The following is a 17,195-nucleotide window of genomic DNA, read 5'->3' on the forward strand; positions in this document are numbered from 1 at the left end:
AGTTCGTTCTAAAATCTAAAAACAAAAATCTAAATCTCAAATCCCTCGTTGTGATTATTTCACGTCTGTGACACGCCAGCTAAGTTTCAAATTAATCCAGAAATTCCAGATGGTAGCAACTGCGATCGCTATCAACTTAGCTAAATACTGATTTATTTCCAAGATATTATAGAGAAAGTTAATTATTAAAGCTTGTAATATAACTCCTGCCAAACAGACTGCACTGAACTTCAAGAATCGCTTGAAACGTTGATGCAAAGCACGTTGCCTTTGAGAAATATCACTAAAAGTCCATACATCATTCCATAGGAAATTATTTACGATTGCCACTCCAGCCGAAAGAATCGTACTGCGGGTTAAACCTAAATGAATTACAGTACGCAGCAAGTGAAACACCGTTAAATCCACAAATACACCACTAAAGCCAACAAACCCAAAACGGACAAATCGACCGATGGGGAAATTGACTTTTCTACTCAATCGTCCTGCTTTCCTTGTGGATGTGGAAAGCCGTAACCGTACCAAGTGATGGATGTAATCTATATATTGCTTCCATGTCACCTTACTCTCGCCCTCTTTGCGTTCGCAAAACACATACCCAACCTCGGCAACTTGGTTTACTTTTCCCCGGCCAATTACTTCTAGAAGAATTTTATATCCGACTGGATTAAGTGTTACACCTGCGATCGCACTCCGGCGCACCATAAAATAACCACTCATCGGGTCAGAAACTCTGCCCAGTACCCCCGGTAAGATTACCAAGCCTAACAACTGAGCACCGCGAGACAAGAAACGCCTAACAACACTCCAGCTACTAACACCGCCTCCTTCTACATGACGGCTAGCTACTGCCAAATCTGCTCCCTGCTCAATATTACGCAACAGTTGTATCAGTACCTCTGGTGGATGCTGTAAATCTCCATCAATCACCCCCAACACACTCCCCATAGCTGCTTGCCACCCACGAATCACTGCTGAAGACAGCCCCCGTTCCTGTTGGCGTCGCATCACCCGCAACTGGGGGTATTCTGTCGTCAAAGATTGCGCTATCTCCCAGGTTCGGTCTGGGCTATCATCATCTACCACTATTAGTTCATAGTTTCCTGCAATAGATTCATCCAGTAATTGACTCAATATGCTGACTACATTTTTGATGTTGTCACGCTCTTTATAAGTAGGAATTACTAGAGAAAGATGAATAAATTCATCATCTGTACCCACGGGGTTGGAGGGCAACTCTGAAATCTTTAGTGGGCCAGTTGATACTGTTAACAGCGAGTTGGATGAGTTTGTTTTCATATTCCAAATTGCAAAACGAGGGTGTGTTAAAGTACGTGGAAAATAAAATCAAACATCTGCTGACTTTATTGACTGAACCTAGTTACTCAATACTTGAGGAATACTTTTGTTACAGTTAGCTGCCCTGAAAGTTTAGTAATTCACGCACTTCAATTCCCAGTATTTTCCTAAATTTCATCTAAATTTTTCATCTTACCCCTTGTTTTTATGATAATACACGAAAAATCACGTATTTTTTAGCGAAATATCCTGTACTTTCAAGTAAACTAAGTCAGTAAATATACAGTTTATTAAGCATATCTTGATGATTTTTTAATGATACTACGAGGAATATTAATTTAATATGGAGTATCCGAATTTTGGTAATATATAGCGTTTCCTAATCACATGAGGTACATCATAGCCCCCTCTTCACCTGCGGGGAGGGGGTTCTTGCACCTGACCCAACTGAGAACCGCTATACTTATACATTATTGTTGTTACACCAAGGTAAGAAGAAAGTGCAAATGCTGATTACATAAGCTTGCTACACCCGTAAAAACTTACTTGTTGATGCAATAAGTATTGAATTAATTAAACACTACAAAAAAAACAAAAATCAAAATATTTTTTTGAGAAATATTTATAGCTATTTCTTGACTGTAAGAGCAGCTATAAATTCCTGTTCAATTTTTGAAAAAGCGAACTACTCCATAAGGTAAGAGGCAGTTAATGTTTTGCTATTAAGTGTTTTTAGAAGTAATTTCATGAATTAAATGAGACTAGATATATACAGTCCCGTTTTGCAAGATTTGTCAACGTTTAGCAATATAAAAAATAAGCTTAATAAAAATTAATAGATTAATAAATAAGTTTAGTAGGCACTGTCTTGTAAATATGTCAAAAGTAACACTATAAAATCCCCGAATAGGGTATTGCAAAAAAGAGAAAAATTTTGCTTGTTATTAAAATGATGGCGTAGTTTTATTGCTTGTTTTGAATAAATGAACCTCTAATACCAATTCTCCATGAAGATGCACTTTATTTTTAAAACGAACCGCCTTCTCTACGAGAGGCTTCTGCCAACGCGCAGCGTCTCGTTAGAGAAGAACGCCTTTCTTCCCTACGGGACGCTACGCGAACGCGAGTGCGTTCCGTTCGCGTAGCGTCTCGTTAGAGAAGAACGCCAAGAAGAGAGATTAAATCATTTAATGCAAGTTTATAGAGAATTGGTATAAGAATACAGGGTAGATCATGCATATTCCTGATGGATTTGTTTCTATTCCGGTGGCAGGGGCTACTGGTTTAGCGAGTGCGGCAGCGCTGTTTGTTGCCTTCGGGCGATCGCACTTTTATGGGCTTGCTTCTTGCGCGTACCAATTCGCCAATTGGGAGGATTACTCAGCACAGAATTGAACAAAGCCGACCGCGTCGCATTAATGGGAGCACCTGGTTCTCGAAAAAGCACCTTGTTGGAGAACCTAATCGGCTTAAAACAACTGCAAACAGGGAAAATTACCATTAATGGCATCCCCGTAGAACCGCAAACTTTACCCCAAGTGCGTCGTCAAATTGGCTTTAGTTTTCAAGATGCCAACGACCAACTATTTATGCCGACTATCTTGGAAGATGTTACCTTGGGGCCACGTAACTATGGAATGTCACCAGCAGAGGCTGGGGAAGCAGAGAAAAAAACTATTGACCAATGCCCAATCCTGAATGCCTTCTTTATTAGTAATATTGGATACTATATTGTGGGTTTGATTGCTGTTGGGGTGTTAATGTCTGTTTTACATAAACATAAATATACTGTTCTTGCTTCTGTTAGCCTAAGCGTTGCTTTGTTCGTTACTGGTTGCACCGACAATAAAGTTTCCCAGTGCCAGCGACTGATTCGAGTTGTGAATGCTGGAACTTCTCTAATTGATAAAAATAAAGGAGCGCAAGTGATAACTAGCATACAGCTATCTAAAGATTTAGACTTTGTGACTAAATCTATTGCAGAACTGAAGCTAACAGATCCGAAACTGAAAGAATTTCAAAGCGGTTTTGTGAAGATTTTTCAAAATCTTAGTCAAGCGATCGCCAAAGCAGGTAGGGCGCTTGGTGCAACCAAGACAGCACAAGCCTCCGAATCTGGGAGAGAAAAAATCCAAAAGGCTAGAGCTGATATTGACTCAGCGTTGACAACAGCTACAACTCTTGGCAAACAGTCAGATACATTAGTCAATCAGATGAATAAGTATTGTAGCGAGCCAGAATAATCTATCAGGGGGACTGGGGATGGTGGGGCCCCCTCTGGGGATAAGGGGTAATGGGGACTGGGGACTGGGGATTTTTAATTTTTCAATTTCCTCTACTCTCTTGCCCCTCTGCTTTTGCTTGACATTCTGAACCATAGTAACTTTTATCACTTTTTTTTCAAAAAAATTCCTGATATACACCAACTTTATCTGTCAAAAGAATTATTGGTGCAAGTCAAATGAAATACCAGGAGTGATATGAGTCTACTGATGGTAAGTGTGCTGGCAACAGTGCCAATATCTGTGCTAAATTTACCAGAACAATCCGTAATTCTGTCGGGCAATCCGGTGCAGCAGTCAACACAGGATAATTTATCTCAAGTTGTCTCACCTGCTGAAATTACACCACCTGAATTCGTACAGCCAGATATAAGCACGTCATCAATTATAAAAAACAAGTACGGAAATATACTTAGAAAGAGTAGAGAAAAAATTCAATTCATCAGTTCCCCTAACTTACCTGAATTAAAAGATACTCAACCTGTAATAGAAGTTGTACAGAATCAGGAAAGTACAGAAGAATTTTCCCAATCTTCTTATCCCTCAGACTCAGACAACCAAATGTCTCAAGTCACCTCAGTATCGCAACTCCAGGACGTGCAACCCTCCGACTGGGCTTTTGGTGCTTTGCAGTCTTTAGTAGAACGCTATGGCTGCATTGCTGGATACGCTGATGGGAATTATCTGGGAAATCGTAGCATTAGCCGTTATGAATTTGCAGCTGGTTTAAATGCTTGTTTAGAGAAGATTAACGATGCGATGCCTGCGGCGGGCTACGCCTACGCTAACAATAAAATTAATACTGTTAATAATGAAGATTTAATCCTGCTGCAAAGATTGCAAGGCGAATTCAAAGCAGAGTTGCAGCAATTACAGCAGCGTGTTCAGGCTGTGGAAAACCGAACTACTGAACTACAAGCCAATCAGTTTTCTACAACAACCAGATTATTTGGTCAAGCCATTTTTAGCGTTCAGGGAACCAATAGCCCTGATGTCGATTTGTTTCCTAGAGATGGAGTACCTGAACGTCAGGGAAAAACCAATCTGACTTTCACAAGTAGCGCCCAACTAACCTTCTTCACGTCGTTTACAGGGCGAGATTTGCTGTTAACTGGGCTGTCTGCGGGTAATTTTGGTTCTAATGCATCGTTGTTATCTACCAATATGGGGCGGTTGGGTTTCGAGTCAAATACAGACAACAATTTAGTTATTAGTGACTTATCTTATCGATTTCTCGCCTCGCATAACTTGGGAATTGTCGTAGGTACGGCGGGAGTCAATCCAATCAACACCTTTCGCGGTATTAGCCCTTTAGAAGGTTCTAGCGATGGCGCAATTTCTCTATTTGGTCAGCGGAACCCGATTTTAAGTATTGGTAACGGCAGTGGTGGTATAGGCTTTGACTGGCAGATTAGCGATCGCATTAGTTTGCAAGGCGTTTATAGTGCCGAAATACCCAATTTTTCTAGCAACATCAACCAGGGCGGACTATTTGGTGGTAGATATACTGCTGGCGCTCAGTTAAGTTTAGCACCCACAAACAACATTGATGTCGGCATACATTATCTCTATTCCCACTCCCCAGATGGCTTACTGGGAGGTGGTATTGGCGATTCTCAACTGATTTCACCTTTTGCAGCTCCTACAGCTTTCGATACCCAAGCCATAGGTGCTACCGTTGCTTGGCGAATTAACCCTAACTTGCATTTGGGCGGTTGGGGTGGCTTTACTTCCTCCAAGCCATCCAACCTTTCTGGAAGTGTAGAAACTACTAACTGGATGGTGTTCGCGGCTTTTCCTAATTTGCTGCGTCCTGGGAATTTAGGGGGCGTTCTTGTTGGACAACCGCCCAAAATTACTTCCAGTACTTTACCCGACGGCTTCAATTTTCCCAACTTTTCTGATGGAGGGACAGCAGGTGGACGTAGTGACACATCAATTCACTTAGAAGTTTTTTACCGCGCCCAACTGAGCGACAATATCGCCTTGACTCCAGGCTTATTCGTTATTTTCAATCCCGATCACAATGCTGCTAACGATGCATTAATCGTTGGAACATTAAGAGCAAGTTTCCGGTTTTAGTTCTGTACTGATGTAGATGTAATAAAATACGCTATTTTTACACTAATTAATTCAGTATTAGATGCTTTCATTGCCTAGTGGAAGCTAGTGAAAACGTGCGTGTTTTTTTTTGATACGTGATTAAAGGAGCAAATTTTTCATGAAATTCAATTCATCAGTTCAGTTGGGTTGTGTTCTTGTTAGCAGCAGCAGTTTAGCCGCAGTCATCATCGGTTTAGGTGGAACAAGTGCTTCTGCTCAAATCACAATTCAAAGCACTGGCACATTATCAGGGACTATCCAACTCCCCAGAAATAATCCCAATTTCAATCAAAGCATTACTCGCGTTGATACAGACGACACGGGGACTTACTCGCGGAACTTAGGTACTAAGAACAATCCTAATTACATTCCTATATACAAGTCAGACTATGTGCAGGTAAAAACACGTGCTGATGGTAGTTTGCATTATTTTGTTGACTTTAAAGGCATTCCGATTGTCTCCTTTAATGGCGTTCTGACTTCACCGATTCTCTCTGGCGGTGAGTTGACACCCTATAAATATCAGGGACAATTAGCAGGAACCACATTTCAAGGAGTAGTTCAGGATGAATTTAATCTCACAAAAGCCTTATACACTGGTACTGTCATCGATCCAAACACTGGAAACCAATATCAGGGTACTTTTGAAGTGAGTGGATATGGAGTCCGATATAGCGATCGCAATGGTGGTGCAACCCCCACAGTCTTTGATTTCAAATCCGATCTTCCAGGTTCGCCAAAGGTGACATCATTGGAAATGACTAACTCCCCCTTGGCAAGAATAGAAATCAAAGTACCTGCAACTGCAACTCTCATAACTCCTACAACAACTATTGGTAGTGGAAGTACACCTACTCCCCCACTAGTAATTAGCGGTAGTAGTACACCCACTCCCCCGCCAGTAATTAGCGGTGGTAGTACACCCATTCCTCTAGTTAGTGGTGGTAGTGCGATCGCTCCTACACCAATAGTTGATAGTGGTAGCACACTAACTGTTGCACCAATAGTTGATAGTGGTAGCACACTAACTGTTGCACCAATAGTTGATAGTGGTAGCACACTGACTGTTGCACCAATAGTTGATGGTGGTAGTGCGATTATTTCCTCGACACCTACATCTGGATTTAATTCTCCATCGCTCTCTACTACACCTAATATCGAATTCAGTAGTGATAATTTTTTAGAGGTTAATCAAGAAGTAGTTGTCAACCCTGCAACCCTTGCTCAATCTGCTTGTTCACAGAATTCTGCTAATAACTGTACAATACCTACTTCACCCAAACAAGCGATCGGCCCTCGTAGTCGAGTGCTACTGCCTTAGTTAAGGACTTTTCAATAAAAAATATCCAACTACTTCTTGTGGGGTAGGCGTCTCGTTTGCCCCTAAGCAAAGGCTAACTTGACAAAAATTTTGAGTCCTTCTGGAACTCTAGCAAGGCAAAATGAAATCAATATAATAAACTTCTTGCATAAATCAAAAAAAGAACCCCACCCCCGCCTTTGACTTACGTCAAATTCTCCCTGCCCCTAATCCCCAGAGGAGGTCCCGAGTTCCCCGCAGGCTCTTAGGGGTTGGGGGTGGGGTGTTAGGGGACTTTTGCAAGAGGTCTAATAGTTACACAGGGGCAACATTGTAATTAAAAAAGTCCGCTATCACTTATTCACAGCGCTTTTGTTGCTCAGACTACCTTTCGGTGGTATGTTTTACCCTGATGATTTTCTGGCTATACTAGTGACTTAAGCCGATTGATTGATAAATTTCATCCTCCAGCATAAAATACACAAAAACTCTAAATTTTGGACAGATATCAGTATGCATTTACTTCTAACTGACATAAAAATCTTATCTAAATGTTGGAGGAAATTAATTTTCTTGAGGCTACAAAAACTCGATCGCTAAGGTTAAACCAATTCGCAATTCGCAATGACGCTCGCGGACTCGCTAACGCTGCGCTAACGCAATTTGCAATTATGTGTTGTAACGAGGATTTAGACCCCGCCACAACGCTTGCGGCTTGATAGAAGCCGGGGACTTAAACCCCTACACTTTGTTAACACTAAGAGTAAGCACCTATGAAAGAAGAATTGATAGCCAGAGTCGTGCAAGTCTTGCGAATTAATATGAGTTGGATGATTTGGAATTTGTTTCTGGCTTTTATACCTTTGGCTTTGAGTGTGTGGCTATTTCGCATGAGACGTGGTGGTACTTGGCTTTGGTGGCTAGGATTCTTAGTTTTCTATGCTTTCTTACCAAATGCACCATATTTGTTGACCGATGTAATTCACTTGATAGATGATATCCGCACGATTCAATCAGTGTGGATGATTACTTTAGTACTTATTCCTCTGTATTTGCTAGTAATTTTAAGTGGATTTGAAGCTTATGTAATATCCTTAATTAATTGGGGTCACTACTTACATCGCATCGGCAAAAGCCAATGGATTTGGCGCGTTGAGACAATTACACATTTTCTCTGTGCTGTTGGTGTTTATTGGGGGCGATTTTTGCGTTTCAACAGTTGGGATTTTATTACTCAACCCGATGCCGTACTTACCAAGGGGGTAGAAGAAATTCTGGGAAAACAGCCCCTGGTGATTATTGCTATCACCTTTGTGGTACTTGCGGGTTTGTACTGGATTATGAAACGAGTAACTTTAGGTCTTAGCCAATCAAATAGCAGAATAGGGATAAACTCAGGACGCGCAAACTCTAACACGCCAAACATTTGATTGACGTGGCGATTTTGGCTTTTAAATTTGAGGTTTAAATTAGTAATTCCCTTGAGGAATATTGCCTATCAAAAGAAAGATGTAATTAAACTCTCCTTCAACTAAACTCTCCTAGAGGTGAAATAAACTCAGAAGTAAACGGTTGAACTTCAACCGCCATCACCTGAGAATAACGTCCTATCAGATCGTTGAATATCGATGGTCTGGTCTGATATATCTAATCACGTTGATAGGAGAGATATAATATGCAATTAATCTCTAGAGAGGAAATCAAGACATTAATAGAACAGCCAAAAGGAAATTGTGTTTCCATTTACATGCCAACGCACCCAGCCGGGCCAGAAGTGCGACAAGACCCAATTCGCTTTAAAAATTTGGTCAAGGAAGCGGAGACTCGTTTAATTGATGCGGGTTTGGAGGAGAAAGATGCGATCGCATTGTTAGAAAAATCCCATGAACTTGATACCCAAGAGTTTTGGGAGCAAATGGGAGAGCAAGGGTTGGCAATTTTTATTTCTGAAAATATTTTTCGCTATCATACCCTACCAATTGATTTTCAAGAGTTGGTCGTGGTTACAGACCGATTTCACATCAAGCCACTGCTACCAATTTTAAATGGCAATGGTCGTTTCTATATACTGGCTTTGAGCCAACAAGATGTCAGGTTCTTTGAAGGAACACGCTACAGCATCAATGAAGTGGGAGTAGAAAATCTCCCTAAAAGTCTAGATGAAGCTTTGCAAAGAGACGAGACTGCTAAAGAAGGCCAGTTCCGCATCGCCACATCAAAAGGGGGAACCGCCAATACTTCTTCGCAACCAGGCACGTTTCACGGACAGGGAAGCCCTGACAGGGATAAACACCAAGAAGAAATCCTCCAATTCTTTCAAATTGTTGATGGCGCATTACACGAGAAACTGCGATCGCAAAAAGCGCCTTTGGTACTAGCTGGGGTAGAGTATCTCTTGCCTTTGTATAGACAGGCAAATACTTACCAGCATTTAATGGATGAAGCTCTCACTGGTAATCCAGAAATTCTCAGTGCCCAAGAGTTACATAACCAAGCTTGGCCGATTGTCGAGGCTGATTTCCAAAAGTCACAGCAGAATGTTTTAGAGCAATTTCACCAATTGTTTGGTGGTGATAGTGGTAAAGCATCTAACAACCTCCAAGAAGTTGTCTCAGCGGCTTATTACCAACGCGTGGATTCATTACTAGTTGCAGTTGGTCAGCAACAGTGGGGTTTATTCGATCCAACCTCAGAAACGGTTTATTTGCACCCAGAAAAAGAAGCTGGTGATGAGGATTTGTTGGATTTTGTTGCTGCTCATACTTTATTAAATGGCGGCACGGTTTACGCTATTCCCTTTGAACAGATTCCATATAGCACAGCCGTTGCGGCGATTTACCGATATTGACATTTTGATGGTGTTGTATAAAGTTGAATGTGCTATATACAACACCAACGGTGATTATTATTTGCTCCTTAAGAGCTAATTTGTAAACTAGGGTAAAGTTTTTGTCTCATAAGGGTTTCACAAATTTGAGCCAATCAAGCGTTTATTCTCTGAAAGTCATGCCCAGCAATGAATTGGGTTTCCTTAAGATTTTGTTTACGAATCAGATATTATGGTGCAAGATTAAAAAAATATCTGCTCGTAAGGTTTTCCAGATTTTCTATTTGCAAAATCAAAATAATCCTTTACTAGAAGTCTGTGGGTGTTATATAAGAGGAAGCAAATACACATTTACGGATTCAGGAGACTGACTTTTGAACAGGCTGCAACGATTAACCCTTAACGGATTCAAGTCTATTAAAGCGATGGATCTTGAGTTGCATCCTTTAAATATCTTGATTGGAGCAAACGGAGCAGGCAAAAGCAATCTCATCTCGTTCTTTAAGATGCTTAATGAGATGATGGCTAAACGCTTCCAACAATATATCGGTATGTCGGGGCGTGCCCAATCCCTCTTACATTTTGGGCCCAAAATAACTCCTCAGATAGAAGCAAAACTGGAGTTTGAAGTCGAAAACGGTTTGGATATTTATCATCTGCGGTTATTCCATGCCGCAGGTGATACGCTGATCTTCGCTGAAGAGACATTGAGCTTTCTGCAAATGGGTTGGATATCCCCAAGGATTGACCAGTTGGGTGCAGGGCATCAGGAAACAAAAATTACTGAAGCGGCAGACGAAGGTAAACAAACAGCCAGGACGCTCAAGTACTTGCTTGATCGTTGCCGTGTATATCACTTTCATGATACATCTTCTACGGCGGGAGTGCGGCAATCCTGTTATATTGGCGATAACCGATGGCTCATGCCTGATGCCGGAAATTTAGCTGCATTACTGCTGAAATTCCGCGAAGAAAATATTTCAGCTTATCAACGTATTGTCGGAACAATCCGTTTAATTGCACCATTTTTCCATGACTTTGTTCTTGAGCCAGATGCATCTAATCGTGTCATTCTGAACTGGCAAGAAAAAGAGTCAGATGGGGTATTTGGACCCCATCAATTTTCAGATGGCACTTTACGCGCTATATGTCTTGTAACACTGCTCTTACAGCCAGAAGATAAACTACCAGAACTTATCGTTGTTGATGAGCCAGAACTAGGTCTTCACCCCTATGCTTTAAATGTTGTGGCTGCCTTGTTTAGTAAGGCTTCGCTCCATACGCAAATCCTTATCAGCACCCAATCTAGTTCTTTTTTGGATAATTTTGATCCTGAAGATGTGATTGCGGTAAACCGAGAGGGCAAGGAGTCGCAATTCAAGCGGCTTAATCCCACAGAATTAGAAGCTTGGCTCGACGAGTACAGTCTGGGAGAAGTCTGGGAGAAAAATATCATTGGGGGAGGACCGCATTAATGATGCGCCTCTACTTATTCACTGAAGGACAAACTGAGCAGACATTCGCCGACACTTTGATAAAACCGCACTTAGCTCAACATGAAGTGTTTATGCACTACCCTCGGCTAATCGCTCACGCCAAAAAAAAGGGGAAGGTGCATCGCGGCGGTGGACGCAATTACGCGCCAATGAAAAATGATCTTCTGCGATCGCTCAAGGAAGATAGTAACTCTGATGTATTCTTCACTACCATGATTGATTTGTATGCTATCCATCCTGATTTTCCGGGATTAACTGAGTCTGAGAGTTTGCGCCAAAATCCCATAGAGCGAGTTGAATTTTTAGAGCAACGGTTTGCAGAGGACATCAGTGATTACCGATTTATCCCGTACATTCAGTTACATGAATACGAGACATACCTTTTTGCAGATCCAACGTGCTTTGAATATCTTGATGCTCGTCGTACAAAGGAGATTGAAGCTCTTAAGACGATCGCTAATCAATATGAAACACCTGAGTTGATCAACGATGCACAGCAGACAGCCCCCAGTAAACGCATCATTGCTCAGTTATCCTGATTATGGAAAAACAAAGTCTGTTTTTGGACCACAGTTAGCTGAACGGATTGGATTAGAAGTAATTCGGAGCAGGTGTCCCCACTTCAACACATGGCTGTTACGCCTAGAATCATTGAATCACTCCTAACTAATGCAGTCTTCGGCGTGCTGCTGCTAAAATTAGACGTTGTTCAGCACGAGCGATCGCTTGATATGTTCGCTCGATTGCTTCCGGTTCAACAGAAATAGAAGTAATACCCCATTCCACTAACTTATCAATAATTTCTGGATAAAGGGCTGGTGCTTGACCGCAGATTGAACAAGGTATATCGGCACTTTTAGCCATCTGGATCAGTTGAGCGATCGCACCCATAACTGCTGGATGACGTTCATTAAATACTTTTGCTAGCTGTCCTTGTTCTCGATCTACTCCTAGCAATAATTGGGTCAGGTCATTTGTACCAATAGAAATTCCCGCCACACCTGCTATAACATATTCTGGTAATAAAAACAAGACACTTGGGACTTCTGCCATCATCCACAATTCAAACTCCACCACCTCGGTTAAAAAAGCTTGCTCAACTTTGCGACGACAAAAGACAAATTCTTCTACAGTCCGCACAAAGGGCAATAGTAGATTGACATTGGTGTAGCCAGCTTGCTGTACACTCCCTAAAGCTTTCAGTTCTAGCTCAAAGACTGCGGGATTTTGTAAATAGCTAAAGGTACCACGTTCGCCTAACATCGACTGGGGCGAAGATTGTAAACTATCACTCAATGATGGTAAATCCGGCGATCGCCAATCTAAAGAACGATAAAAAACTGGTCTTGGGGCAAAGGCATGGGCAAACTGCATAATCTGCTCAGACCATAACTCTAACAATTCTGCCTGACGCCCACTTAAAATCCAACTATTGGGATGTTGCCCGTTCAATATATTTAGTACCATCAATTCTGAGCGCAACAATCCCACTCCATCCACAGGTAGGTTTTGCACTTGTTCTATTAAAGTGGACTGACTCAAGTTAACCAGCAATTGGGTAGCAATCATAGGTAGATGAGACGTAACAGAAGCATGGGGCGCTTTCGGGTTGAGGTGATGAGAGGAAAGAAGATTTTCTTCTCTCTCTTTGTCCATCTCCTCCTTTGAGTCTCCTTTGATGCGATAAACTTCTCCTCTGTCGCCATCAAGCAGCAATCGTTCGCCAGTTTGGATTAAAGTTGTGGCAGATGTTGCGTTTACTACTGCTGTGATACCTAATTCTCTAGCTAGAATTGCCGCATGACTGGTTAATCCCCCTTGTTCTGTGATAATACCACCAACTTGTTGCAATAATGGCAACCAATCAGGTGTAATCGTTGGTACTACTAAAATCACTCCCTTCGGTAGTTGTTCGGGTTTCTGTTGCGGATTAATTACCAGGGCAGTGGCTACAACCCGTCCCCCGGCTGCTCCTAGTCCCCGAATGAAGTGTGAGTGGGGAATTGATTGGGAAGGACTAACTTGTGTTATGTAAAGCTTGTCTGATGTCGTTTGTTGAGTGATAGTCCACTTAATGGTAAAAGTTTTACCTAGTTCACTTACCAGTTGAGTTCCCAAAGAAATTATTTGTTGTAAGTATTCTTCTTGTAAAGAATACTGTTTTTGTTGGGCTTCTGGAAGTAAATAAGTAATTAGACAATTGCGATCTGGTATTAGCACTGAGTTGGGTACGGGTTGCGAAACAGTTCCAGATGCTGCATCATCAACACCATAAGCCAGCATTTTATTGCCCAGTTGTTGCTCAAGCACAACTCCAGTTTCTGGTTGAATGTAGTAAACATCTGGCTGGACTTCGCCAAGAGCGATCGCAATTCCTAATCCCCAAGTAGCTTCAATTTGCCAGCCAGAGGAGTTGGCTGTGAGCGAGCCACTGGCGATCGCATTTTCAACAGGTTGCACCAACACTGCGAGATTAATTTGTTGCAGATTAATTCCTGAGTGCTGCCAATATAATAGACTTCTGGCCCGAAATATCTGGCTCCAAGTACGCTTTAGAGCTCTTGCGATCGCTTCCGGTTCGCACTGGCAAAATACCGACTCCAGTAAACCCGATATATTGTTGTTTATACCTGGAGTAGCAGTTGATACTGCCAAGGAAGGTCGAAGAATCAAACAACTAGTTTGCCATTCTCTAGCGGCTTGGAAAATTGTACTTACCCACTCCTGGGTTACAGTCGCAGTCAGAATTTCTTGACGCAAGCGACTGGCCACCTGCTGAAGTTGACGCCAATTAGTGACATCCAGGTGTAGCGAAGAATGGGGTAAGTCAGCTACTAATGATTCTGAACTACTGAGATTTTCGAGAAATTGTCGCAAAATTTCTGCCGAAACTACAAAACCAGGCATCACCGGATAGCCATGCTGGATAATTTTGCTCAAGTAAAAGGCTTTGTCACCTACTTTGGCGCGGTCTTGTAGTTTAATTTGATCTAGCCAATAGAGTTTATTCACTCAATTTGTTAGTTGTCTATTTGTAACCACAGCCATTTCTTTTTGGTATGTTATCAGGTTAATCCACTTAATTCTGAATAGAAAAATACTCAGAATTTACAGCAGTTTTCTTTTGCATGAATTACAAAGTTACGGGTTTTGAAGCAGAATACAGGAGGTAGAAACTCCTGACAGCAGAATTCAGAATTCAGAATGGACTGCGCCCCACCGCGCTAACAGGAGTCAGAAATAAAACAGGCTTTATACCTGGCTTTGAGACGAATAGTTGTGTACTTCAGCAGCCTTAAATACGCTGTATAGCTGATTTGCTTGACTTGTACATGGCTGTATCATATTTAATTGTTGAGTGTATGGGTTAAATTTAACAATTTAAGGTATAATTCTGTGGCTAAGTCATTTTAAATAGCCAAAAAACTATTTAATAAACTTAAAATTCATATAGTTTGCCCAAATTACAATCGTTGCTACAATTTAACAATGCAAATCTCCATTCATTGGCCAGAATAATATCTTATCGAAAAATAATCTTAATAATGTAAGACATTAATTCTCAGTTTCAAAACCATTACTGAATTGATAGAATCCAAATATGAGATAGGCTATTGCACTACACCTATTGGATTAAACTCCATTAATAAAACATTAGAATAGTTTTGTACTATTTTTATAAAAATATTACGATTTAACCTAGTACCCCAAGGCGGAAGTCAAAAGGAGCTAGTGCGTTGGGCGGGCAATGCCCAACTTGTCCCTTGCCCGTCTCCCCTTGGGAGAAGCAACTGGCACTCAAAAGTCAAAAGTCAAAATAATTATATTCCAAGCTCTTGCGCCATTTGAAATGGTGAGCCAGTCCGGTCTTCTCCCTTCTCTACGAGACGCTCTGCGAAGGCGCTAGCCTCTCCCTTTGGGAGCTATCCATTACCCGGATCTTTCTTAACATTTGCGAGAGTATTCACTCACGTTTTTTATAACCCTGATTCGTTCGTCGTTAATTCTCAATAAAAACCTACTTTTAGCGAGAATATTAAGAGGTAACTTGTCAAGTATGCCTCACGCCGAGCGTGTTTAAGATGCCTACAAAGCAAGCGTTTCAAGATTGTAAAGAAAGATGTGACTAATGGATAGCTTTGGGAGAAGGGGAGACGCGCAAGGGACAAGCCGGGAAACCCGTCCAACACAGTGGCTCCCGAATTCAAACGCGAGAATAAATCCTTGCATCCAAAATCCTTGCATTTTAATTGAAGAAAGAGCATTCATAAGCCACTGCGGTCTTGGGATCTCCCCAAGTGGAGCAACTGCCGTCAAGTGGCGTGCATGGGGTCAATCTAAAATCCTTGCATCCAAAATCCAAAATTGATTCACGCCATGCTGTACTAGTATATAGAATTCTTCATATCAGAATAAACATTGGCAAACACTTACTACCTTGCAACTGATGATTGGCTGAATATCAGCTTCCGGCTATGTACTGCATTGCTTATTGGAGCAATCATCGGCTTAGAACGCCAAATTAGGCGCAAACCAGCTGGTTTAAGAACTCATATACTGGTAAGTTTAGGTTCAGCCTTATTTACCTTGATAATTATGCTGCAAACAGCAGGACTGCAAGCTAGTCCTGATGCACTTAGCCGTGTGATTCAAGGGATTGCAGCTGGTGTAGGATTTCTTGGTGCTGGGGAAATTGTGCGCCAATCTTCTCAAGAATCACAGCAACTTGAAATTCACGGACTCACCTCAGCAGCGGCTATTTGGGTTTCGTCTGCATTGGGAATTGCTGCTGGCTGTGGTTTATGGCAGTTAGGATTAATCAGTGCAATGCTGACTTTTTTAGTTCTCAACGTTTTTAAAAGGTTAGAGAAGCGAGATTAGTAACTAGTTATCTATTATTTTTAATAAAAAATATGGCTAAGAAACATAGATTTATTGAGAAGATAAAATATCAATTTAGTTAACAGTCTTAGATATGATTCATAAAGAAAATCTTAAGCATATCCAATTCATTGCTGGGCATGACTTTCAGAGAATAAACGCTCTTATGGCTCAAATTCCTGAAACCCATACGAATCAGAGATTTTACTCTAGTTTACAAATTAGCTCTAACTCCAGTAATTTCAAAAATAAAATCGCTTTTTAGTTCCTATATATAAAGATATTCTTTTCCCATCTCATGAGCGCATTAATACTGAAGGATTAAATCGTCTCGATTGTCGCCGTTAACATCTGCCACCCCTACTACAGTTACTCCTGGAGTCGTCGTCGAAGTCCAGTCGCCATTGTAGGCGAAAGAACTGCCAGTCGACAGTCGAGCTTGCCAATAGCGGCTCCCCCCATAGTTATACTGAAGGATTAAATCGTCTCGATTGTCGCCGTTAACATCCGTCACCCCTACTACAGTTACTCCTGGAGTCGTCGTCGAAGTCCAGTCGCCATTGTAGGCGAAAGAACTGCCAGTCGACAGTCGAGCTTGCCAACGGCGGCTCCCCTCATAGTTATACTGTTTCCCTTCTGCCCAAAAGAAGACTTAAACCATTCGTGACAAGTTAAGGCGAAGTTTGTTTTGTCAACAGTAATTAGGCGATAAATTGACTTGGGTATTAAGTATCAAATTTTTTTTATACTTAGAGCTAATTTGTAAACTAAAGTAAAGTATTTGTCTTGTAAGCTCAGATATTGCACCTGTAAATTTGAATGTCAATTCCTTGACTAAGTACAGGATTTCACAAGTTCGTAGCGAATTTATGAGTCATCTGCGCCACTGTATATGACCATTTGATGATCTGGGCAGAAAAATTATAAAGAGCAATGAATTCTGGAGTTTAGACTAGTTCCCGGTGCGAAACTGCTGAACAAATCAGATATAAAAATTTGTTAATAAT

Annotated in this window: 12 protein-coding genes and 2 pseudogenes; 11 read left to right on the forward strand and 3 right to left on the reverse strand. The window is 41.4% G+C overall.

Features of this window, described 5'->3' with window-relative positions; genetic code table 11:
• Nucleotides 1-54: 54 nt before the first annotated feature.
• A complete protein-coding gene (locus RMY63_RS17675) occupies nucleotides 55-1,299 on the reverse strand; it encodes a glycosyltransferase (RefSeq protein WP_322729943.1) in 1,245 nt (414 codons plus the stop codon).
• A 1,233-nt stretch (nucleotides 1,300-2,532) separates the two neighbouring features.
• Between RMY63_RS17675 and RMY63_RS17680 the strand changes: the two are divergent.
• The 10 genes and pseudogenes from RMY63_RS17680 to RMY63_RS17725 all read left to right on the forward strand — a co-directional run.
• A pseudogene (locus RMY63_RS17680) lies at nucleotides 2,533-2,625 on the forward strand (cobalt transporter); the annotation flags it as partial.
• Nucleotides 2,622-2,954 (forward strand): annotated as a pseudogene (locus tag RMY63_RS17685) (ATP-binding cassette domain-containing protein); the annotation flags it as partial. The pseudogenes RMY63_RS17680 and RMY63_RS17685, both read left to right, overlap by 4 nt.
• A 105-nt stretch (nucleotides 2,955-3,059) precedes the next feature.
• Nucleotides 3,060-3,542, forward strand: coding sequence for a hypothetical protein (locus RMY63_RS17690; RefSeq protein ID WP_322729955.1), 483 nt, complete (start codon nucleotides 3,060-3,062; stop codon nucleotides 3,540-3,542).
• Nucleotides 3,543-3,779: 237 nt separating this feature from the next.
• Nucleotides 3,780-5,663 (forward strand): iron uptake porin, encoded by a 1,884-nt coding sequence (locus RMY63_RS17695; RefSeq protein ID WP_322729944.1) that lies wholly within the window; start codon nucleotides 3,780-3,782, stop codon nucleotides 5,661-5,663.
• Nucleotides 5,664-5,802: 139 nt separating this feature from the next.
• Nucleotides 5,803-7,005, forward strand: a complete 1,203-nt coding sequence (locus RMY63_RS17700) for a hypothetical protein (RefSeq protein ID WP_322729945.1) — start codon at nucleotides 5,803-5,805, stop codon at nucleotides 7,003-7,005.
• 752 nt (nucleotides 7,006-7,757) lie between these two features.
• Nucleotides 7,758-8,414, forward strand: a complete 657-nt coding sequence (locus RMY63_RS17705; protein WP_322729946.1) for a DUF1361 domain-containing protein — start codon at nucleotides 7,758-7,760, stop codon at nucleotides 8,412-8,414.
• 245 nt (nucleotides 8,415-8,659) lie between these two features.
• Complete coding sequence (locus tag RMY63_RS17710; RefSeq protein ID WP_322729947.1) at nucleotides 8,660-9,832, forward strand: hypothetical protein; 1,173 nt, start codon at nucleotides 8,660-8,662, stop codon at nucleotides 9,830-9,832.
• Between the two features lie 353 nt (nucleotides 9,833-10,185).
• Nucleotides 10,186-11,286 carry an AAA family ATPase gene (locus RMY63_RS17715; protein WP_322729948.1) on the forward strand — a complete coding sequence of 367 codons (1,101 nt, stop codon included), beginning with the start codon at nucleotides 10,186-10,188 and terminating at the stop codon, nucleotides 11,284-11,286.
• Nucleotides 11,286-11,846, forward strand: a complete 561-nt coding sequence (locus RMY63_RS17720) for a DUF4276 family protein (RefSeq protein WP_322729949.1) — start codon at nucleotides 11,286-11,288, stop codon at nucleotides 11,844-11,846. Before RMY63_RS17715 ends, RMY63_RS17720 begins: the two co-directional genes overlap by 1 nt.
• Nucleotides 11,797-11,973, forward strand: coding sequence for a DUF4276 family protein (locus RMY63_RS17725; RefSeq protein WP_322729950.1), 177 nt, complete (start codon nucleotides 11,797-11,799; stop codon nucleotides 11,971-11,973). Before RMY63_RS17720 ends, RMY63_RS17725 begins: the two co-directional genes overlap by 50 nt.
• Here the strand turns inward: RMY63_RS17725 and RMY63_RS17730 are convergent, their stop codons facing one another.
• On the reverse strand, nucleotides 11,974-14,319 hold the full coding sequence (locus RMY63_RS17730) for a putative PEP-binding protein (RefSeq protein WP_322729951.1): 2,346 nt from the start codon (nucleotides 14,317-14,319) through the stop codon (nucleotides 11,974-11,976).
• A 1,407-nt stretch (nucleotides 14,320-15,726) separates the two neighbouring features.
• Here RMY63_RS17730 and RMY63_RS17735 point away from each other — a divergent pair.
• Nucleotides 15,727-16,188, forward strand: a complete 462-nt coding sequence (locus tag RMY63_RS17735; RefSeq protein ID WP_322729952.1) for an MgtC/SapB family protein — start codon at nucleotides 15,727-15,729, stop codon at nucleotides 16,186-16,188.
• A gap of 307 nt (nucleotides 16,189-16,495) precedes the next feature.
• Here RMY63_RS17735 and RMY63_RS17740 read toward each other — a convergent pair whose 3' ends face one another.
• Nucleotides 16,496-16,702, reverse strand: a complete 207-nt coding sequence (locus RMY63_RS17740) for a VCBS repeat-containing protein (RefSeq protein ID WP_322729953.1) — start codon at nucleotides 16,700-16,702, stop codon at nucleotides 16,496-16,498.
• Nucleotides 16,703-17,195 lie beyond the last annotated feature (493 nt).

Source organism: Nostoc sp. ChiQUE01b (assembly GCF_034531255.1).
In the GTDB taxonomy this organism is placed as follows: Bacteria; Cyanobacteriota; Cyanobacteriia; order Cyanobacteriales; family Nostocaceae; genus Nostoc.